Source organism: Rhodococcus sp. P4_F3_2 (assembly GCF_056401335.1).
In genome coordinates, this window is sequence record NZ_JBFUJN010000008.1 from 191,106 (window position 1) to 210,755 (window position 19,650).

The following is a 19,650-nucleotide window of genomic DNA, read 5'->3' on the forward strand; positions in this document are numbered from 1 at the left end:
ACGACCTCTGGATATAGTGATCTGCGCACAATCGATTCGTCAGATGGCTACCGTTGTGAAGGAAACAAGCAGCGAGTCTGAAACACTGACGTTTCACCGGATAAGGGTTCGGTGGGGAGCCAGGGGAGGTTCGGATGGCCAGGCGAGCGGATTCGACGCCCGCTGATAGCGCCTGCGCTGGTGTCGGGATGCCTCACTGATGAACCGTCTGAGTCGATTGAGTCGATTGAGTCGGCAAGATCCTGCTTCGGAGACCGACTGCAACAGCCTGTTTCGCCGTCAGATCGACGAGGCTGCGGCCGTCGCGCCGTTCGCCAATCTTGCGTACATGGCGAGTTTGGTCGTGATTCTGACCTACACCGTCCCGCCTGGACGTCAGACGCTCAGGTGGTTGGGCGGCGCCCTCATCTTTCTTGTCCTCGCGAATTCGATTCGAGTATGGATACCGCTTCGCTGGCGACCGTCGAAGCACACACCGCGCTACGACTACGTGGGTCTGCTCGTCGAAGTGATCGTTGTCGCGACCCTCGACGTCGCACTCTTTGCCCTGCTCTTTCACGACATGGACGTCTTCCGCGACTTGGTTCTGATCGCGACGATGGCAGGAATCATGGGCGCCGGGACCGTGACGTTCTCCAGTCTGAGATCGGTGAGCCTGACCTGGATCTACATTCACGGCCTCGGCGTCTTCACTGTTCTCATCGTCCACGCCGAACCCCACTTTCGCGTACTTGCGATTCAGTTGTGCATCTACATGTTTGCGCTCACCGTAGGGGCGGTCTATCTGTCGGCCTCGTTCCAGAGACGTTGTCTCGCAGAGTTTCAGGCGGAATCCGAGCGTCAGACGGTGGCGTTGTTGCTCGACGGTTTCGAAGGCGGTTCCCGCGACTGGCTGTGGGAGTGCGACACCAACGGCCGGTTCTCCCACACCTCGGCACGTCTCGCCGAGGTCGCAGGTATGACGGTGGACGAGTTGCAGCAACTCACCTTCGGGCAACTCCTCACCAGACTCCAGATCGCGTCGAGTCCGGAGGGACGTGCGGCCGCGGCCCAGATGATCGACAAACTCGAATCGAGTGCCCCCTTCCGGGACACCGTCGTGCCGGTGCATGTCGACGGTAGGCGGCGCTGGTGGTCTCTTTCCGGTAATCCGCGGGTTCTCGAATCCGGTGTGATTCTGGGTTGGCGCGGTGTCGGTTCCGACATCACGGAGAGGTATGTCCACGAGCAGGAGATCCTTCGCCTTGCGGCCACCGACTCGTTGACCGGGTTGCCGAACCGTCGTGCGTTCGGTGTGGCGCTCGAGGAAGCGATCAATTCTCGGGCGCCGGACAAGCAGGTTCTCGTCGGGATTCTCGACCTCGACAATTTCAAATCGGTCAACGACACCCTTGGACATCCGATCGGGGACCAATTACTTCTCGAAGTCACGACACGCCTGCGCAAGGTCGTAGGTTCGGACATGTGCTCGCGGATGGGCGGCGACGAATTCGGGCTGATCGTCTGCACGTCGTCGCGCGACGATCCCGGAGTGATCTTCGATCGGTACCTGGAAGTGCTGCACGAACCATTCTTCGTCGAAGGCAATCGAATAGAAGTGCGGGCCACGATCGGTTACTCCAGCGCGCCCGAGGATTCAACAGACGCAGACGGATTGGTGATGCTGGCGGATCTGGCTCTGTACGAAGCGAAGTCGACGGGGCGCAATCGAGTAGGCAAGTTCTCACCGCTGCTGCGGGCGAGGGCATCGGCGCGGGCGACTGCGCTCCACGAGCTGGACAGAGGGATCGAGGAAGGGCAGTTCGATCTCCACTATCAGCCTCAGGTCGACACTCAGACCGGTGAAGTGGTGGCCTTCGAGGCTCTTCTACGGTGGAACCATCCCAGTCGCGGCCTCATCGGGCCCAGCCAGTTCATCTCGGTGGCGGAGGAAACCGGAATGATCATTCCCCTCGGCGCGCAGGCGATGGCGATGGCGACCGCGGCTGCTGCGGGGTGGCCGACCGGAATCGGTGTCTCGGTCAACGTTTCGCCAGTGCAGTTGGTGTCGCGAGAGTTCGGTGCGATGGTGAAGAAAGCTCTGACGGATTCGGGCTTGGCTCCGCATCTGCTGCAGCTCGAAATCACCGAGACAGGTGTTGTGGACGATCGCGCGATCCGGGATCTCTACAAGCTGCGTGAGCTCGGGGTTACCGTCGCGCTCGACGATTTCGGCACCGGCTATTCTTCCTTCGCCACGCTCCAGAGACTTCCAATCGACGTTCTCAAGATCGATCGCATGCTGGTCACCGACTCGGACGATCCGAAGATGTCCGTGGTGAAGTCCATTGTCGAATTGGCCGCGGCCCTCGGTATGAAATCGTTGGCCGAGGGCGTCGAGACCATCGAGCAGTTCCGCCGCGTTCAGTGGGTCGGGTGTGACCTGGTCCAGGGCTATCACATCAGCAAGGCTCTGACCGCTGAGCGCGTCGATGTGTATCTTGCCGCCACGGACACGGAAACCGGGCGCAGCGTCCACCCACTTACGTGGCTGTGAATCAGATCTGAGCCGAGCGGATCGTATTACCGCCTGCCGCTTTCGCTTGATACATCATCGAATCCGCGACGTTTGTCGCCGCCAGGATTGCGGAAGCACCGCCGCTCCACGCCTTCGATTCGGCGGTCATCATCACAGCTCCGACGCTCACCGTTGTGGGGATCGCGTCGGAACAATCCGACAGCGCCGCGTTTATCCCTTCGATCAACAGGGTTGTCGATTCGGGATCACCGGCAATGACAGCCAGATATTCTTCTCCGCCCGTACGAGCGATGATTCCGTGTTCGCCGAGATGTGTGCTCAATCGGTTCGCGGTTCTTCTGATGACATGATCGCCTTCGGCATGACCGTGAAGATCATTGACCGTCTTGAATTTGTCGATATCGACGACGACGAAAGCGAGAGACGAAGAATCGTCTCGGGTGCTCTCGAAGAGATCGCCGACTGCCCCCTCCAGTCCCCGACGGTTGAACAGGCCAGTGAGGGGATCCCGGTCCGAATACTGGGCATCGCGGTAGAGAGTGCGCCAGGTCAGGTGCGCAAAAATGGGAACGAGTGTGACAGCTCCGAAAAGAACGGTGCCACGGGCCAGAAGCGTCGTGATATCGACGTCGCCTTCTAGATAGGCAAGAACAAAAACGGTAGTCGTGATGGTCGTCGACCAAACGACATGAGCGACAAGCCACCTTGCGCTGACAAAAAGAGTCGCAAAGGTTCCGGTGACGGCGAAGACGGTGCAACCGAACGTCGCGGACGAGCGATCCGGCACCAGAAGGACTGCGGCCGCGATCCCGAGATCTGCGAATATCCCGAAAGCAAGCAACCCCCGGCGTCCGGGAAATGGTTGTGTGAACCAGCATGCGGCGATCCCCACACACGTGCAGATCATGAAAATCGAAAGTGCTTTGCCGGGTGTGGTCGGCGGCGTATCCGGGCCGATCAATTTGTAGAACGCGGAGAGTCCGAAGATGATCGTCATCATTCCAAGCAAGGTTCGGAAGATCGGAATGATTGCTCGGCCGGATCTCTGGTGCTTTATCCACTCGTAGTCGTGTGGTTCGTTGAACCATTCGTGAAGTGTTTGCCAAGAACTGTGCCCTTCGGAGGCGATGACAGGGCTCGGCATGCTGTCTATTTTGCCTTGAATTTAGGTAAAGAGAAAATCTGTGTTCGACCGGTTCCACCGGTTCGATTTTTTTCGGGGAAGAGGTTCTCTTACCGAGTCGAGCGCTTACTCGATGCTTGTTTCGAGCGTTGTCGGCACTGCTTTGCTTGTTGGCGGAGATAGTCCCGAGCTATCCGACTTTTCAAGTACAAGACCTTTTCATGCACTAGGCGACGAGGACGACACCGAGTACGACCCAGAGTGGGCGAAATTTCGTTGGGACGGATAGCCGGATTTCAGAATTCCAGTTATTTCGCGAAACTGCCGAGGAACCGCTGCAACAGTGGGTTATAGATCTCGGGTGCTTCCCAGAACGCTGCGTGCCCGACACCGGGAATCACGTGGTAGGTGCCCTCCCAGAGATTCGCGAAGGTCAACGACGCGACATACGAAGTGTTCACGAACGGGTCCTCGGCGCCGTCGATCACCGCGAGTGGCACAGACGCCGTTGCAACCAGAGCCTTCTGATCCGATTCGCGGCCGGCGCCGAATGCGTCGAACATGATCTTGCGAGCTCGCCCGTCCGTGCGTATCGCGGCGTCGAGGGCTGACTGTTCGAAGGGAACGGCGGTCATCCGTGCGTAGAGTTCGGCTTCCTGCGCGGTGATGACCTCGGTGCCGCCGATGGACAATCCGTCGCCGGCATTGAATGCGTCGCCGAGCGTCTCGGGATTTGCCGGCGGCGTACCGGTGATGACGACTCCGGTGAGCCCGGGGAATTTCGCGATCAACTCGAGGGCGATGTGTCCGCCGAGCGACCACCCGACGACAACCGCTCGTTCGACGCCGAGTTCGGCTAGAACATCGACGATGGCGTCGGCGTAACCGTTCTGCGTGTACGCGGCTTCGGGTTCGCTCGCGTCCTCGGAGTCGCCGTGGCCGAGCAGGTCCAGAGTGATCATGCGGTAGTCGCCCGCCCAGCCGGCGTCGACCTGATGACGGAAGATGGAGCGGCTGGCCGAGTTTCCGTGGATGAAGACAACCGGGAAACCATCGGTGGCACTGTCGTCGACTGCCATGACGCCATGCCGGGTTTCGATCTTGGTGGTTGTCATCGGAATCCTCATCGTTCGAAGTGCACGGTCAGCGGGTATCCACGCTACCGGGCATATGCGGCATAGAGTTCACCCGTGGACTTCGCATTGCGCTCGTGCAGTTGGCACGGTCACGAGACCTACGCTCCGGACGAACCTGAGCTGCGGGGGCGACTACATGTGGACACTGCGGTGGGCCAGGCATGGCGGTGCCTACGTTGCGGCAACTTCGTCCCGGGAGCGCCGCGAGCGTCCGGGCCGGCGGACGCCGCTCCCGAGGTTCCGCGGGGACGGCTGCTTCGCGACCGGTTGATCATGCGACTTCTTGCCACCGAGAGAATGTTCCGCGCTCTGGGGTTGGTTCTTCTCGCGATCGGGGTGTTCAAACTCAGATCGTCGAAGGGGCGCGTCGAGGACGCCTTCGAGAACGAATTGCCGTTGATCAGACCATTGGCCCGCCAGCTGGGTTGGAACATCGACGATTCCAAACTGGTCCATCACATCGAGCAGGCGTTTTCGTTGTCGGCGACGACGCTCACCTGGATCGCGGTCGGTCTGTTGGTCTACGCCGGCCTGCAAGTGATCGAGGCCGTCGGGCTGTGGATGGTCAAACGCTGGGGCGAGTACTTCGCAGTGGTGGCGACCAGCTTGTTCCTGCCCCTCGAAATCTACGAATTGACCGAGAAGATCACGTGGTTGAGGGCCGGGCTGCTGCTGGTGAACGTCGCCGCCGTCGTGTGGCTGATCTGGAGCAAGCGGCTATTCGGTGTCCGCGGCGGCGGCGCGGCGTATCACGCCGAACATTCGGAGGAGAGCCTGCTGACGGTGGAGCGGGCCGCGGTCAAACAGGCTTCGTGAGACCGGCTTTCGACGCGGCAGCACCAGCCAGTGTTGCTACCCCGATCGTGATCATGGCGGCGAGGAGGATGGCTGCGGGTTCACCGTCGCCCATCACCCCCAATTGAGTGCCCACCGTCACTGCGGCAACCGGTACTCCCAGTTGTGCGGCGGACAGCACGCTGAGCGGGAGCGGAAGACCGAGGGCGCGTATCGCGGCGTGAACCACGAGAGTTGCTCCGCCCAAGACCAATCCGAGCCAGATGGCGGACGGATGAGTGACGAGGTCGCGCAGATTGATCGCCGCTCCCAACCAGACGAAGAAGAGGGGCGCGAAGAAGCCGTCGGTGATCGCGAAGAGTTGTTTGGCGAGGCGGCGGGGTTCACCGATTGCGGCCAGGACCAGTCCGAAGGCGAAGCCCGCGAGCATGATCGACACGTGAGTGCTGGAGGCCAGCGCTGCCAGAGAAAAGAGGATCACCAGATTGATCCGGAGTTCGAGTGCAAACTTTCGTTTCTCCGAGAATTTGTGGAGCTTTCGCCAATGGCCGGACCGGTGGAAGGCTCGCAGTACGAAGAACAAGGCAACCGCACACGCCGCCACCGCCAATGCGCCGACACCGGCACGAGGGGCATTGTCCGGATCGATCACCAGAGGCAGCGCGACAATGCAGACGGTGTCCGCGATCGCGACCTGGGCAGTCATCTGCAGAACCGAGGTTCCACCGAGCCCCAGCGAATCGACGATGGGGAGAATCAACGCCGCGGACGACGACGCGATCAGGACCGCGTACAGCGCGGCGTGACCGGTGCCGAATGCCGTCGCCGCACCGTAGCCGGCAACCACCGACAGGAGTCCGACGACAACCGAGCGAACGGCACCCTTGCCGATTGCCGCACGAACTGCCGGATCGCGGACCGGGACGTGTGAGCCGGCCACCATCATCGTGAGCGCGAACCCGATATCGGCCAGGAACGTGAAAGTCTGGTCCGAAGAGTCGAGCAGCCCGAAACCGGTGACACCGAAGACGACGCCCGCGGCAAGTTCGCCGACCACCACGGGGACATGCCAACTGACGCGAGCGCCGAGCAGCGGACCGAGGATGCCGGCCAGCGCGACGAGGGCAAGGATGCCGAAGGTCATCGACGACCTACGACGTCACTGTCGAGGGAGCGATCTTTGCAGGGATGCCGGTGTTCTCGTCCACGTGGTAGCTCGCACAGACACGGTGGTAGCCGTCGGCGATCTGCGCCGGCACTCCGGCGCGGAAGTCTCCCTGCACCAGCAGGATCGGAGACAGCGCGATCCCCTTGCGGATCTTCAACAGGTCGGCAGCAACGTGCGGGTTGTCGACCGGAAGCAGGGGTAGCCCGGCGGCCCGCAGGATGTCCTTGGCCTTCTTCGAGACCAGCGTCGCCGTCTTGAGGGCGTACACGAGAGCTTGGACCTGAACCGGTGTCGCGCCCAACTGGAGGTAATCGCGGGCCGCCGGGTAGTCGTGCTCGTCCGGCAGGTCCTTCCAGAGAACGGCAGGAGCCTTCTCGGCTACCTTCGGCTCTGCTGTCTTGGGAGCCTTCGGCTGGGCTGTCTTGGGAGCCTTCGGCTGGGCTGGCTTCGGCGCCTTCGGCTGGGCTGCCTTCGACGTTTTGCTCTTGGCCATCTGTGCTGTTTCCTTCAGTGTCGGTCCGCGAGTGGAGCTGGTGCAGAAATCGTGCACTATCAGCGCCGCAGGCACCACATCGGAGCTGTTTGGCCCCCTAGGCGGCGGGTAATCAGCAGACTGCGGGGGAACGAGCAGGAGGCGAAGCAATGAAGCGGATTCTCGCAGTGCTCGCAGCGCTGATCCTGGCGGTGTTCGCACTGACCGCGTGCAGTGACAACAACGATTCGTCGGACAACGATTCGGCCGATCACGACGGCATGGCGATGACCAGTATGCCGATGACCAGCATGCCGACCAGTATGTCGATGCCGAGCATGCCTCTGGGTATGTCGACGCCGGGAGCGTCGTCGATGGGAATCGTGATCAGCGGTTTCGAATATTCGACGCCGGAGTCGGTGATGCCCGGACAGGTACTGACCATTCAGAACAACGACACCGTCGAGCACTCGGTCACGTCCGATACCGCAGGGTTGTTCAACGAGGACATCGAAGCGGGTGAGACGGAAACCATCACGGTGCCGAACGAGCCTGGAACGTACACGTTCCACTGCACCTACCACCCGAGTATGCGCGGCACCTTGACGGTCAAGTAGAGGTCGTCCCCGTCCGGCGTAGCTTTTGCTGCGGAAACTTCGGCGGCGCGCACCCGATCAGGCTGGTGGAGAACAGATCCGGGTGTACGGTTTTCAGGTGCGCCGGAGAATAGCGATCAGTGTCGTCACGCTCGTGGTTTGTGCCCTCGGCTTTTCGCCGCCGGCGCTCGCGGATTCACCGAACGGCTCGTATTCGTCACAGCTGCTGTACTTCTCGGTCGATGTCGGGCCTGAACTCTCGACGCCGTGCACCGTCGTCGGTGAACTTTTTGTTCCAGACGGCGTCGATGCGGACAACCCAGCGCCCGCGATCCTGACCACCAACGGGTTCGGTGGTTCGTACAAGGACCAGATTCCCGCGCTGCAGAACTTCGCCGAGAACGGGTATGTCGGACTGACGTATTCGGGATTGGGTTTCGGCGGCTCGAGTTGCAAGATCACACTTGATTCTCCCGCGTACGACGGCGTCGCCGCCTCCCAGTTGGTCAGCTTCCTCGGCGGCCAAGAAGGGATTGCCTTCACGGATCAGGCTCTGACGCAGCCCTATCCGGCGCTCACCGCGGTGGTACAGGACTCCGTCGATCACACCGGTGCACCGTCGACGAACGACCCGCGGGTCGGAATGACGGGTGGCTCCTACGGCGGCGGCATTCAATTCGCCGCCGCGAGTGTCGATCCCCGTATCGACACGATCATCCCCATGATCACCTGGAACGATCTCTCGTATTCTCTGGCGCCCAACAGCACGGGAATCATCTCCGGTGTGTCGACAGCGGAGCCGGGAGCAGCGAAGGTGCTCTTTGCATCGCTGCTCTTCGGCGCGGGCATCGCGAATCCCGGTGTGGACGGCTACATCGCGGATCCCGCACGGCTACCCGGCTGCCCGAACTACGTCCCCTACATGTGCAACGCGATCGCCGAGGCGGTCGTGACCGGCGACATCGGACCGCAGGTAGTGAGTGAGCTCCGAGCGTCGTCGGTCTCGTCGTTCGTCGACCGGATCAACATTCCGGTACTGCTTGCTCAGGGACAACAGGACACCCTGTTCGATCTGAACGAGGCAACCGCGACTTACGACGCGCTGAAGGATCGTGGCGTCGATGCCAAGATGATCTGGCATTCGTGGGGGCACAGCCACTTGGCCGCTGCGCCCGGCGAATTCAGCTTCTCCGCTCCCGACGAAGACGCGCAATACGAAACCGGTCGCTTCATGGACTGGTTCGATCACTACCTCAAGGACGAGAACACGGAGACGGGACCGGAATTCGCGTATTTCCGTAACTGGATCGACTACGAGGGAAACGCGGCGCCGGCATACGCGACGTCCGACACCGTCGATGTCGGGACCGCCCGCGCCTTCCATCTGTCCGCTGACGGGGGACTGCTGCCGGACGGCACGCCGGTGGTACCTGGTCCGAAGACGATCGTCACGGCACCGGGTGGGCTGCCGACAGGCGTCGAGCCGCTCAATATCAATCCGGCCGGAAACATTCCGAATGCACAGATTCCGGGAACCGAGGCGCTCTGGACCACTGCGCCGATGACCGAGGCGATGGACGTGGTGGGAGCTCCCACTCTGACGCTGCGTGTTGCGGCGCCCGGACAGCCGGTGGTGTTCGCGAAACTCTACGACGTGGCCCCGGACGGAACTTCCTCGCTGATCAACGGACTGATTGCGCCCATACGCATCAGTGATCCGTCCCAGCCGGTCCCGGTGACGATGCCGGCGATAGTGCATCGATTCGAGCCAGGGCATTCCGTGCGTCTCGCGATCACCGGTGGCGACATCAGTTTCCGTGGGGGACTGCAAGGTATGCCGGTGACAATCTTTGCCGACGGTTCCGGCCCCCTCGAACTTCCCGTCGTGAGCTGAAACACCGTGGGCTGAATTTCAGCGGGTGATGGTTCGACTGTCGCCGCGGAACTCGGCCACGACGGTGTCGCCGTTGCGAACGGTCACGTCGTAGATCCCACTTCGACCGCCTCGTGCCTTCTCGGTGGCGACCGCGGTCAAGGTGTCGCCCAGACGGGTCGGACGTAGAAATCGGATGTCCGCGCGCGCTGCAACGGCTGAATCCTCGTAGCCATTGCAGGCGAGCGCAAACGCGGTGTCCGCGAGCAGGAAAACATAACCACCGTGTGTGATTCCGTGACCGTTCACCATGGTTTCGCCCACGGTGACGGTCACGGTTGCGCTACCGGGCGCCAGCTCGGAAATCTCGATACCGAGTGCCTGCGACGCCTGGTCCGCGTCGAACATCTCTCTGGCGGTGATGCTTCCTGTACTCACGAGACAACTCCTGTGGGATCGGAGAATTGCAGGGGTCTAGAGGACCGAGACAACTTCCTGGACGTACATGTCGACTGTGCCGGTGGCAAAGTTTGCGACATCTTTTCCAGCGGCGCCCATCTCCGGGGACTTCAGGCCGCTCTGCATCGTCTCGAGATCGGGAAACACCAGGTTGGCGACGGCGTAGAAGACTGGATCGGAGCCGTCAAGCGTCGAGCACTTGCTGAACGTGAAGTCCGAGAGCCCTGGCACTGCGCTGGCGAGCGGGACGTGGATCTCGTTGTAGTACTTGTCGAAAGCCTCCGGATCGGTGGGGCGTCCGTAACATACTGCTACTCGATAGGTCATGTGCTTTCAATTCCCTTCGGGGCGAGTCTTGGCTACCAGAGTCAGGACGTCGTATGTCGCGACCGGATCGTTGTCCTGGTTCGTCACCACGGCATCCCAACGAACCTCACCGTAGTCGGCGCTGCTGCGAGGTGTGATGGTCTTGGCTGTGAGGGTGACCGTCAGGCTGTCTTCGGCTTTCACCGGGGTCAGGAACCTGAGGCTGTCCACGCCGAAGTTCGCGAGAACCGGGCCGGGAGCCGGGTCGACGAACAGACCGGCCGCGAGTGAGACAACCAGATAGCCGTGTGCGACGATGCCGCCGAACAGCGGGTTCGCCGCTGCGGCCACCGGATCGGTGTGTGCGTAGAAGGTGTCACCGGTGAACTCTGCAAAATGATCGATGTCTGCGAGTGTGACCTGGCGCGGACCGCCGACAACGGTGTCGCCGATCTTCAACTCGGCGAGACTCTTTCGGAATGGATGTTCGGATCCGGTCGTGCGCGCTGACCCGGTGAACCAGCGCTCGCCGACCGCGGTGAGCACGTCGGGTGTGCCCTGCACGGCCGTCCGCTGCATGTGGTGTAGAACTCCGCGGATGCCACCCAGCTCCTCACCGCCGCCGGCACGGCCCGGACCGCCGTGTACGAGGACTGGAAGGGGAGAGCCGTGGCCGGTGGATTCCTTGGCATCGTCGCGGTTCAGGACGAGCACTCTGCCGTGAAAAGCTGCGAGGCCCAGCACCAGTCGACGTGCGATGTCGGTGTCGGCAGTGACCACCGAGGCGACGAGGCTTCCCTCGCCACGGGCCGCGAGTTCGATCGCATGATCGATGCCGTCGTATCCGATGACGGTGCTGACGGGTCCGAAGGCCTCCAGCTCGTGTACCTCGTGCGCATTCTCTTCCGCCCGGAGAAGGACAGGGGAAAGGAAGGCCCCTGACTGGCCGTCGGCACCGACCACGTCGACGTTGTCCGGGTCTCCGAATACGATAGTTGCCGACTTCGTCAGACCGCGAATGGATTTCAAGACTTCATCGCGCTGCTCGATGCTGGCGAGCGCACCCATCGTGACGCCGTCGGCATCGGGGTGTCCCACGACCACTTTGTTCAGTCGCTCGGATGCGGCATCGACAACGGCGTCGACCAGCGAGACCGGCACCAGGGCGCGCCGGATCGCCGTGCACTTCTGACCCGCCTTGACTGTCATTTCGGTGGCGAGTTGTTTGACGTACAAATCGAATTCGGGCGTTCCTGGTACGGCGTCCTCGCCAAGGATCGACGCGTTGAGTGAATCGGCCTCGGCATTGAAATGGACGCCCTTGCCGACGACGTTCGGGTGAGCACGCAGCGTTGCGGCGGTGTCGGCGGATCCGGTGAATGCCACTGAGTCCTGCCCGCCGAGGTGATCGAGGAGGCCCCGTGCACTACCGGAGAGCAGTTGGACGGAACCCTCCGGGAGCAAGCCTGATTCGATGATGCGCCGGAAGACGAGTTCGGTGAGATATGCCGTGGAACTGGCAGGTTTGACGATGGACGGCACACCCGCGATGAATGCCGGTGCCAGCTTCTCCAGGAACCCCCACACCGGGAAATTGAAGGCGTTGATCTGTACGGCGACGCCGCGGCGTGACGTATAGATGTGTTGCCCGAGGAAAGTTCCGCCCTTGCCCAGAGCTTCGACGTTTCCATCCAGAAAGACTGTGCTGTCGGGCAATTCGCGCCGAGCCTTGCTCGCGTAGCTCAGCAGGGTTCCGAATCCACCGTCGATGTCCACGCCGGAATCTCGCGTCGTCGCGCCGGTGGCAGTGGAGAGTGTGTAGAACTCGGCTTTTCCTGCCATCAACGTGAGGGCGAGAGCCTTGAGCGCGCCGGCACGTTCATGGAAGGTCATCGCAGACAGTGCAGGCCCGCCGACCTCGCGTGCGTACGTAACCATCTCGGCGAGGTCGACGCCGGTTGCGGAGATCCGGGCCACCTCCGATCCGTCCACTGCGCTCGGCAACGGGGTACCTGCGTCCGGTGCGGCGTACCAGCGACCGGCTACATAGCTTTCCAACAGTCTGCTCACGACAACTCCATCTCACCGTACGTTCGGTCGGTAATTACGATCGCCCGGTAACGCCGCGTTGTCAAGGATTCGGCAGAACTGCCTGGAATCAGGCCTTGCGAAGTCCGTCGAAAGTGACGGCGACGACCGCGTCGGCAATGTCGGAGACGGACTCGCCCGCTCGGGGTTTGTACCACTCGATCAGTGAGTTGACGGTGCCGAACATCAGCTTGCTGGCGAGGGCCGGTTCGATGTCCGGGCGCAGGTCTCCCTCCGCTGCGGCGGACGAGACGAGGCCTCCGACGAAGTTGTCGAATTCGCGTCGACGGGCGAGTGCGGCCCGCTCGACCGTCGTGTTGCCGCGGACGCGCAGGAGCAGGGTGACGTACGGAAGCTCTGCGACCAGCACCTCTACGCTGCGCCGGACCAGGTATTCGAGCCGGTCGATGTACGGACCGGTGGTGGCGCCTTCTTCGGTCGTGACCGCAAACAGGGCGTTGAGGGCACGCGAAAGTGCGAGTTCGAGAAGTTCCGACTTGCCGGACACGTGGTGGTAGATCGAGGACTTCGTGATGCCGAGCTTCTTGGCGAGCACCTCCATACTGGCGCCGTCGTAGCCCTTGTCGTTGAACACCTTCACGGCCACGGCCAGGAGCGAATCGAGGTCGTAGCCGGGACGTCCGGGGAGGCCGGTGCGTCGAGTGGGGCGTGCCGTAGTCATGTCCCCATCTTCTCAGTTCGGGCAAAGCTGTGCACCATCCTTGTTTTCATCCTTGCCAAACGACCGAATGTTCGGTTATTAATGTAAGAGAGCGAGAAGGAGCGAATGTGAACACCCTGCACGTGGACGAGCGCGAGGATCGCGTCGTGGTCACCCTCGACAGGCCCGCGCAACGCAACGCGATCAACGCGGAAATGATCGACGAACTGCATCAGATTTGTGGACGCCTCGAACGGGATCCGAAGCTGCTCCTGCTTGCCGGGCGCGGAGACCACTTCGCGGGCGGCGCTGACATCGCGGAGCTCCGAGAGCGCGGACGGGAGGAAGCGTTTGCGGGTATCAACCGGACCCTGTTCGACCGTATCGGAAAGCTCCCGCTGCCCACCGTGGCCGCCGTGAGCGGCTATGCGCTCGGCGGCGGGGCAGAGTTGACCTACGCCTGCGACATTCGCATCGCGACAACGACGGCGGTCTTCGGTAATCCCGAGCCCAATCTCGGCATAATGGCAGCCGCCGGCGCCAGCTATCGGCTGCCGAAGCTCGTCGGAGTCTCGATCGCGAAGCAAGTGCTCCTCGGTGCCAGGAACCTCGACGCCGAGCAGGCGCTACGAGCGGGCCTGGTTGCCGAGGTGACCGAACCGAACTGCCATGTCGACGCAGCGCATCGGCTGCTCGACCGTATTTCCCGACTGTCCCCGCTGGCACTGCGATTGACGAAGATCATTGTCGACGCGCCGGGATCGCATCCGTTTGCCGACGACATCGCCCAAGCTGTCCTGTTCGAGAGTTCGGACAAGCGTGATCGCATGACGGCCTTCCTGGAGAAGAAATCATGACTGAAGCAGTTGCACCGAAGACCGTCGGAGTCATCGGCGGTGGACGTATGGGTGCAGGTATCGCCCAGGTGTTCGCCGGTCTCGGCGGGGCGGTCACCATCGCGGAGAGTGGCGACGCCGAGGCAGCGTTACAGCGTGTTTCCACCGGCCTCGACCGCGCCCACGAGCGAGGGAAACTCGGCGACCAGGATCCCGCGACGGTCCTCGCGCGCGTGAGCGTCGTAGGCGCAGTGAGCTCCTTACCCCCGTCGCTCGACCTGATCGTCGAGGCGGTCCCGGAAATTGCGGCCCTCAAGGTCGAGGTGCTCGCCGCTGCGGAAACCGTTGCCGGAGAACGCACCGTGATCGCCAGCAACACCAGTTCCATGTCGATCGCCGAACTCGGCGCAGCGCTGACGGATCCGAGCCGGTTCATCGGTATGCACTTCTTCAATCCAGTCCCGGCGTCGCTGTTGGTCGAGATCGTCCGGGCGCCTCAGACCCGCCCCGAGGTTGTCGACTCGGTACGGGCATGGGTGTCGATGCTCGGCAAGGCCGAGGTGCTCGTCAACGACTCACCTGGTTTTGCAACCAGCCGGCTTGGCGTCGGTCTCGGGCTCGAAGCCATCCGCATGCTCGAAGAAGGTGTGGCGGACGCGGAATCGATCGACCGGGCCATGGAATTGGGGTATCGGCATCCGATGGGGCCGCTGCGTTCGACAGATCTGGTCGGGTTGGATGTGCGCCTGGCGATCGCCGAACACCTCGCGAGCACTCTCGGTGATCGATTTACTCCTCCAGCATTGCTGCGAGAGAAGGTGGCTCGCGGCGAGTTGGGGCGCAAGACGGGACAGGGTTTTCACACATGGAGCTGAACCGAACTGCCTGCGAAAGGAACATCGATGACTGACGTGATCCGCTTGGAGATCGAGCGAGGTTTGGCGACAATCACTCTCGACCGGCCTGAGGCAGCCAATGCCGTCAACGGCGAAATGAAGTCTCAGCTGCTCGAAGCGTTGCTGCAGGTCCGCGCGGACGCAGGCGTTCGAGCGGTGTTGATTCTCGCCGAAGGCAAGAACTTCTGCGTCGGTCAGGATCTGGGCGAGCACGCCGCAGCGTTGGATGCTGATCCGGCGCACGCGATGGATACCGTCGCCGCGCACTACAACCCCATCGTCACGGCGCTGTCGACGCTCGCTGTCCCGGTAGTGGTGGGTATCGGAGGGGCCTGCGTCGGGGCCGGGTTGGGGATCGCGTTGGCCGGAGACATCCGGGTCGTGGGGGCCCGCGCGAGCTTTGCGACGGCATTCACCGGCATCGGTCTGGCCAGTGACTCCGGGCTCAGTCATGCGCTCGTGCACGCACTCGGACCTAGCCGTGCCAGTGGCCTGATGTTGCTCGGCGACAAGTTCGACGCGCAGAGCGCACTGGAGTGGGGCTTGGTTCATCGCGTGGTGGCCGACGAGGACGTCGCAGCTGAGGCTCGGGTACTCGCGCGTCGGCTTGCCGACGGACCCACCGCGGCCTTCGCCCACGTGAAATCGCTGATCCGTGCCGTTGTTCCTGGGCTTTCCCAGGCGCTGGAGGCCGAGGCGAACGCACAGGTGGAGCTGGGTTCGACGGCAGATCATCAAGGCGCAGTCGCGGCTTTCCTGTCGAAGCAGAAGCCGGTTTTCGAGGGCCGCTGATTTCTGGTGGGTCGAAAGATTCTCTTGTGCGCTGGGACACCTCGGTGCATACTAGTTACCAACCGATCATTCGGTAATAAAAGGTAGGTACGATGACCAACGTGGAAGCTCCACAAGACCTGCAGAACCTGTTCGACGAGACGATCGCGGCAGACCAGCGCATCGAGCCTCGCGACTGGATGCCGGACGGCTACCGCAAGACTCTGATTCGTCAGGTTGCCCAGCATGCCCACTCCGAGATCATCGGAATGCAGCCCGAGGGAAACTGGCTCACCCGTGCGCCTTCGTTGCGACGCAAGGCGATCTTGATGGCGAAGGTCCAGGACGAGGCCGGGCACGGTCTGTATCTCTACTCCGCGGCCGAGACGCTCGGTGCCGATCGTGGCGATCTGACCACCAAACTGATCGAGGGAAAGCAGAAGTACTCCTCGATCTTCAACTATCCGACGCTGACCTACGCCGACGTGGGTGTGATCGGCTGGCTGGTCGACGGAGCCGCTATCTGCAATCAGGTTCCGCTGTGCCGCAGCTCCTTCGGGCCGTATGCGCGCGCGATGATCCGGGTATGCAAGGAGGAATCGTTCCATCAGCGGCAAGGCTTCGAGTTGTTGGCGACGATGATGCGCGGCACGGAAGCTCAACGTGCGATGGTGCAGGAAGCCGTCGACCGATGGTGGTGGCCCGCTCTGATGATGTTCGGACCGCCGGACGACGAATCGCCGAACACCGAGCAGTCGATGAAGTGGCGCATCAAGCGGCACACGAACGACGAACTGCGGCAGCGATTCGTGGACATGTCGATACCGCAGGCCGAGATACTCGGTGTGACCTTCCCTGATCCCGACCTGCGCTGGAACCCCGAGCGTGGCGCACACGATTTCGGCGAGCCGGACTGGAGCGAATTCATGGATGTGGTCCGCGGCAACGGAGCGGCGAGCGTCGAGCGGATCACCAATCGGAAAGCCGCACACGACAACGGGGCCTGGGTTCGCGACGCCGCCTACGCCTTTGCACAGCGCGAGAGACTCGCGCACGATCGCACGACTGGGGAAACATCATGAGCGAGAACGATCAGGTACAGGGCGATCAGGTGCGGGGCGAATGGCCTTTGTACGAGGTATTTCTGAGGGGAAAGCGCGGACTGAACCACGTGCATGTCGGATCCCTGCGCGCGGCAGACGACCAGATGGCGCTACGCCACGCGCGCGACGTCTACACCAGACGTAACGAAGGCGTGAGTATCTGGGTCGTGCCATCCGCGAAAATCGTGGCTTCGAGTCCGGCAGAAAAGGATCCGTTCTTCGCGCCGAGCGGCGACAAGGTCTACCGGCACCCGACGTTCTACGACATTCCGGACTCCGTTCCGCACATGTGAGAATCACTTCGACTTCGAGGACCAACAGATGAACGATCACGACAGTGCCTACGACGGCCTGGTCGACGGTGACGGCCACGGTCAGTGGGCGTTCGGAACAAGCTTCGACGACCCCCTCGCCGGAGTCGACACCACGGTGCCCGGCGATGTCGATCTCGGTGCGCTGGCGCGCTACTGCCTCATGCTTGGCGACGACGCGCTCGTCAGTTCGCAACGACTCGCCGAATGGTCTACGCGAGCACCGGAACTCGAAGAAGAGGTAGCTCTCGCCAACGTCGGCCTGGACTTGATCGGGCAGGCCAGGCTGCTGCTGGCTCGCGCGGCAGCAGCCGATTCCACTGTGGTTCCGTTCATCTCGGATACGTCGCCGGTGCCGGCCGAAGATGCGCTCGCCTTCTTTCGTGATCAGTTCGGGTTCCGCAACGTGAGACTGGTGGAACTCGCCAACGGCGACTTCGCGCACACGGTCGTTCGGCTACTCGTGTTCTCGACCTGGCGGCTGGCGCTGTTCGATCGGCTGCGCATGTCGCGCGATCCGGTTCTCGCAGCTGTGGCGAACAAAGGTGTCAAGGAACTGACCTATCACCGCGACTACGCGGCAAGATGGGTCGTCACCTTGGGCGCCGGCACGGCAGAATCCAAGCGTCGGACGGCCGACGCCCTGCTCGAGATCTTCCCGTTCGTGGACGAACTCTTTGTTCCCACCCAGGACGAACTCGTTTTGGCAGAAGTTGGCGTCGGAGTGGATCCGCGTACTGTTCGGCCGGAGTTCGACGCTGTTCTTGCCCAGGTCCTCCATGCGGCCGAAATGGAAGAGCCCCCTTCACGTTTCTCCGGTTTCGTCGGCGGCCGCGGTGGACGTGCCGGACTGCACACCGGGGCGCTGGGACTACTTCTTGCCGAAATGCAGAGCGTCGCTCGGGAGCACCCGGAAGGGGTGTGGTGACCGTGGCTGCCACCACCGTCTCTTCCGCGCAGGAGATCGTCGCCTCGGTGATGGATCCGGAGATGCCACTGCTTACTCTGGCCGACCTCGGCGTCATCCGATCGGTCGACGTCGAAGCGAACTTCGTCTGTGTGACAATCACTCCCACCTATTCTGGGTGTCCCGCAATGGCGACGATGCGAGACGACATCGAGCACAAGCTGAACGATGCGGGATACGGCAGCGTCCAGATCAAGACTCAACTGTCGCCGCCTTGGAGTTCGGATTGGATCAGCGAAGAGGGGCTCGCGAAACTTCGGACGGCTGGGTACTCGGTGCCGGGGGCAGCGCCGCGCCGCACCTCGGGGCCGATCGCATTGACCTTGACGGCCAAGCCCCGCGACATCCTCTGCCCCCAGTGCGGTTCGGCAAACACCAGACTGAGTTCGGAATTCGGTGCGACCCTGTGCAAAGCGCTGTATCGCTGCCTCGACTGCCTCGAGCCGTTCGATCACGTGAAGGAGATCTGAACAGATGAGTACCGCAACGACGAACCGGAACAAACCCTTTCACCCGTTGACGGTTGCCGGTGTCGAATCACTGTGCGACGACGCAGTTGCCGTCACCTTCGACGTGCCTGCCGATATCGCCGATCAATTCGATTTCGGCGCCGGGCAGTCACTGACACTGCGGCGGATGATCGACGGCGTCGAACACCGGCGTTCCTACTCGATCTGTGCACCGGTAGGGGCGTCTCCACGTGTGGGGGTTCGCGAAGTAGCAGACGGACTCTTCTCCACCTGGTTGGTGCGCGACGTCAAGGCCGGGGATCAAATCGACGTCCAGGGCCCCTCGGGCAATTTTGTCGCCGATCCGGCATTGGGTGGACGGCACGTTCTGATCGCGGCGGGCTCTGGCATCACGCCTATGCTTTCCATCGCTGCAACACTTTTGGCGAACCCCGAGGCCGACGTCACCCTGCTGTACGGGAACAGGCGTACTCGTTCGGTGATGTTCGCCGAAGAAATCGCCGACCTGAAGGACCGGTACGGTGCACGCCTGGACGTCATTCACGTTCTCTCTCGCGAGCCGCGGGAGGTCGAGTTGTTCTCGGGCCGTCTCGACGCCGACCGGTTGCGTGAGATCTTCACCTCTCTCGTGCCGTGCGACCAAGTCGACGGCTTCTGGTTGTGTGGCCCCTTCGGGATGGTCAACGACGCCCAGGAAGTGCTGGCCGGCTTGGGAATTGCCAAGGATCGCATCCATCACGAGCTGTTCTACGTCGACGACGTCGCTCCGCCGGTCGCAGTGCATCGTGAGCGCGGAATTGTCGGACCGAGCAGCGAGGTGACTATTACTCTCGACGGTCGATCGACCACCGCGACGTTGCCACGCGACCAGTCGATTCTCGATGCGGCTGAACAGTACCGCTCGGATCTGCCCTTTGCCTGCAAGGGCGGAGTGTGCGGAACCTGCCGCGCCAAGGTCACCTGCGGTGATGTCGAGATGCGCAGGAACTACGCACTCGAAGACTACGAAGTCGACGCGGGTTTCGTGCTGACCTGCCAGACCTTTCCTGTCGGTGAACAGATAACAGTCGATTTCGACGCCTGACCGCCCGCACAGCGCCC

General features: G+C 62.2%; 20 protein-coding genes. 12 read left to right on the plus strand and 8 right to left on the minus strand.

What is annotated here, in order from left to right; genetic code table 11:
* Nucleotides 1-199 precede the first annotated feature (199 nt).
* The gene (locus AC1DWA_RS11150; protein ID WP_232816841.1) at nucleotides 200-2,536 is read left to right on the plus strand and encodes a putative bifunctional diguanylate cyclase/phosphodiesterase; all 2,337 of its coding nucleotides are present in this window, start codon (nucleotides 200-202) and stop codon (nucleotides 2,534-2,536) included.
* Between the two features lies 1 nt (nucleotide 2,537).
* Here the strand turns inward: AC1DWA_RS11150 and AC1DWA_RS11155 are convergent, their stop codons facing one another.
* Both AC1DWA_RS11155 and AC1DWA_RS11160 read right to left on the minus strand, forming a co-directional pair.
* Nucleotides 2,538-3,662, minus strand: a complete 1,125-nt coding sequence (locus tag AC1DWA_RS11155) for a GGDEF domain-containing protein (protein WP_019745775.1) — start codon at nucleotides 3,660-3,662, stop codon at nucleotides 2,538-2,540.
* 287 nt (nucleotides 3,663-3,949) lie between these two features.
* Nucleotides 3,950-4,756, minus strand: a complete 807-nt coding sequence (locus tag AC1DWA_RS11160) for an alpha/beta fold hydrolase (RefSeq protein WP_317830311.1) — start codon at nucleotides 4,754-4,756, stop codon at nucleotides 3,950-3,952.
* A gap of 75 nt (nucleotides 4,757-4,831) precedes the next feature.
* On the opposite strand from AC1DWA_RS11160, the gene AC1DWA_RS11165 reads away from it, so the two are divergent.
* The gene (locus AC1DWA_RS11165) at nucleotides 4,832-5,593 is read left to right on the plus strand and encodes a DUF2127 domain-containing protein (protein ID WP_031333849.1); all 762 of its coding nucleotides are present in this window, start codon (nucleotides 4,832-4,834) and stop codon (nucleotides 5,591-5,593) included.
* Here the strand turns inward: AC1DWA_RS11165 and AC1DWA_RS11170 are convergent.
* Together AC1DWA_RS11170 and AC1DWA_RS11175 are read right to left on the minus strand one after the other, a co-directional pair.
* The gene (locus AC1DWA_RS11170) at nucleotides 5,577-6,716 is read right to left on the minus strand and encodes a cation:proton antiporter (RefSeq protein WP_020971128.1); all 1,140 of its coding nucleotides are present in this window, start codon (nucleotides 6,714-6,716) and stop codon (nucleotides 5,577-5,579) included. The genes AC1DWA_RS11165 and AC1DWA_RS11170 overlap by 17 nt on opposite strands.
* A 7-nt stretch (nucleotides 6,717-6,723) precedes the next feature.
* Complete coding sequence (locus AC1DWA_RS11175) at nucleotides 6,724-7,086, minus strand: hypothetical protein (protein WP_029537164.1); 363 nt, start codon at nucleotides 7,084-7,086, stop codon at nucleotides 6,724-6,726.
* Nucleotides 7,087-7,382: 296 nt separating this feature from the next.
* Here AC1DWA_RS11175 and AC1DWA_RS11180 point away from each other — a divergent pair, with 296 nt between their 5' ends.
* Together AC1DWA_RS11180 and AC1DWA_RS11185 are read left to right on the plus strand one after the other, a co-directional pair.
* Complete coding sequence (locus tag AC1DWA_RS11180) at nucleotides 7,383-7,829, plus strand: cupredoxin domain-containing protein (protein WP_029256507.1); 447 nt, start codon at nucleotides 7,383-7,385, stop codon at nucleotides 7,827-7,829.
* Between the two features lie 82 nt (nucleotides 7,830-7,911).
* Nucleotides 7,912-9,702 (plus strand): CocE/NonD family hydrolase, encoded by a 1,791-nt coding sequence (locus AC1DWA_RS11185; protein ID WP_046379476.1) that lies wholly within the window; start codon nucleotides 7,912-7,914, stop codon nucleotides 9,700-9,702.
* Nucleotides 9,703-9,720: 18 nt separating this feature from the next.
* Here the strand turns inward: AC1DWA_RS11185 and paaI are convergent, their stop codons facing one another.
* The 4 genes from paaI to AC1DWA_RS11205 form a co-directional block, all read right to left on the minus strand.
* The gene (gene paaI, locus AC1DWA_RS11190; RefSeq protein WP_046380079.1) at nucleotides 9,721-10,089 is read right to left on the minus strand and encodes a hydroxyphenylacetyl-CoA thioesterase PaaI; all 369 of its coding nucleotides are present in this window, start codon (nucleotides 10,087-10,089) and stop codon (nucleotides 9,721-9,723) included.
* Between the two features lie 66 nt (nucleotides 10,090-10,155).
* Nucleotides 10,156-10,467, minus strand: a complete 312-nt coding sequence (locus AC1DWA_RS11195; RefSeq protein ID WP_003943191.1) for an EthD family reductase — start codon at nucleotides 10,465-10,467, stop codon at nucleotides 10,156-10,158.
* Between the two features lie 6 nt (nucleotides 10,468-10,473).
* Nucleotides 10,474-12,516: a phenylacetic acid degradation bifunctional protein PaaZ gene (gene paaZ, locus AC1DWA_RS11200; protein ID WP_477846032.1), complete on the minus strand. Its 2,043-nt coding sequence runs from the start codon at nucleotides 12,514-12,516 to the stop codon at nucleotides 10,474-10,476.
* A gap of 88 nt (nucleotides 12,517-12,604) precedes the next feature.
* A complete protein-coding gene (locus tag AC1DWA_RS11205) occupies nucleotides 12,605-13,216 on the minus strand; it encodes a TetR/AcrR family transcriptional regulator (protein WP_019745762.1) in 612 nt (203 codons plus the stop codon).
* Nucleotides 13,217-13,323: 107 nt separating this feature from the next.
* Here AC1DWA_RS11205 and AC1DWA_RS11210 point away from each other — a divergent pair, with 107 nt between their 5' ends.
* The 8 genes from AC1DWA_RS11210 (at nucleotide 13,324) to paaE (ending at nucleotide 19,633) form a co-directional block, all read left to right on the plus strand.
* A complete protein-coding gene (locus AC1DWA_RS11210; RefSeq protein ID WP_021345852.1) occupies nucleotides 13,324-14,052 on the plus strand; it encodes an enoyl-CoA hydratase/isomerase family protein in 729 nt (242 codons plus the stop codon).
* Entirely contained in the window at nucleotides 14,049-14,906 is an 858-nt protein-coding gene (locus tag AC1DWA_RS11215; RefSeq protein WP_019745760.1) for a 3-hydroxyacyl-CoA dehydrogenase family protein, read from the plus strand. The genes AC1DWA_RS11210 and AC1DWA_RS11215 overlap by 4 nt, the downstream gene beginning before the upstream one ends.
* A gap of 27 nt (nucleotides 14,907-14,933) precedes the next feature.
* The gene (locus tag AC1DWA_RS11220; protein WP_021345851.1) at nucleotides 14,934-15,719 is read left to right on the plus strand and encodes an enoyl-CoA hydratase/isomerase family protein; all 786 of its coding nucleotides are present in this window, start codon (nucleotides 14,934-14,936) and stop codon (nucleotides 15,717-15,719) included.
* A 92-nt stretch (nucleotides 15,720-15,811) separates the two neighbouring features.
* Entirely contained in the window at nucleotides 15,812-16,780 is a 969-nt protein-coding gene (gene paaA / locus AC1DWA_RS11225; RefSeq protein ID WP_007730621.1) for a 1,2-phenylacetyl-CoA epoxidase subunit PaaA, read from the plus strand.
* Complete coding sequence (paaB, locus tag AC1DWA_RS11230) at nucleotides 16,777-17,094, plus strand: 1,2-phenylacetyl-CoA epoxidase subunit PaaB (protein WP_020909477.1); 318 nt, start codon at nucleotides 16,777-16,779, stop codon at nucleotides 17,092-17,094. Before paaA ends, paaB begins: the two co-directional genes overlap by 4 nt.
* 28 nt (nucleotides 17,095-17,122) lie before the next feature.
* Nucleotides 17,123-18,040: a 1,2-phenylacetyl-CoA epoxidase subunit PaaC gene (paaC, locus tag AC1DWA_RS11235; protein WP_007730623.1), complete on the plus strand. Its 918-nt coding sequence runs from the start codon at nucleotides 17,123-17,125 to the stop codon at nucleotides 18,038-18,040.
* A gap of 50 nt (nucleotides 18,041-18,090) precedes the next feature.
* Nucleotides 18,091-18,549 (plus strand): 1,2-phenylacetyl-CoA epoxidase subunit PaaD, encoded by a 459-nt coding sequence (gene paaD / locus AC1DWA_RS11240; RefSeq protein ID WP_044480149.1) that lies wholly within the window; start codon nucleotides 18,091-18,093, stop codon nucleotides 18,547-18,549.
* A gap of 4 nt (nucleotides 18,550-18,553) precedes the next feature.
* The gene (gene paaE / locus AC1DWA_RS11245) at nucleotides 18,554-19,633 is read left to right on the plus strand and encodes a 1,2-phenylacetyl-CoA epoxidase subunit PaaE (protein WP_019745755.1); all 1,080 of its coding nucleotides are present in this window, start codon (nucleotides 18,554-18,556) and stop codon (nucleotides 19,631-19,633) included.
* The last annotated feature ends 17 nt before the right edge of the window (nucleotides 19,634-19,650 follow it).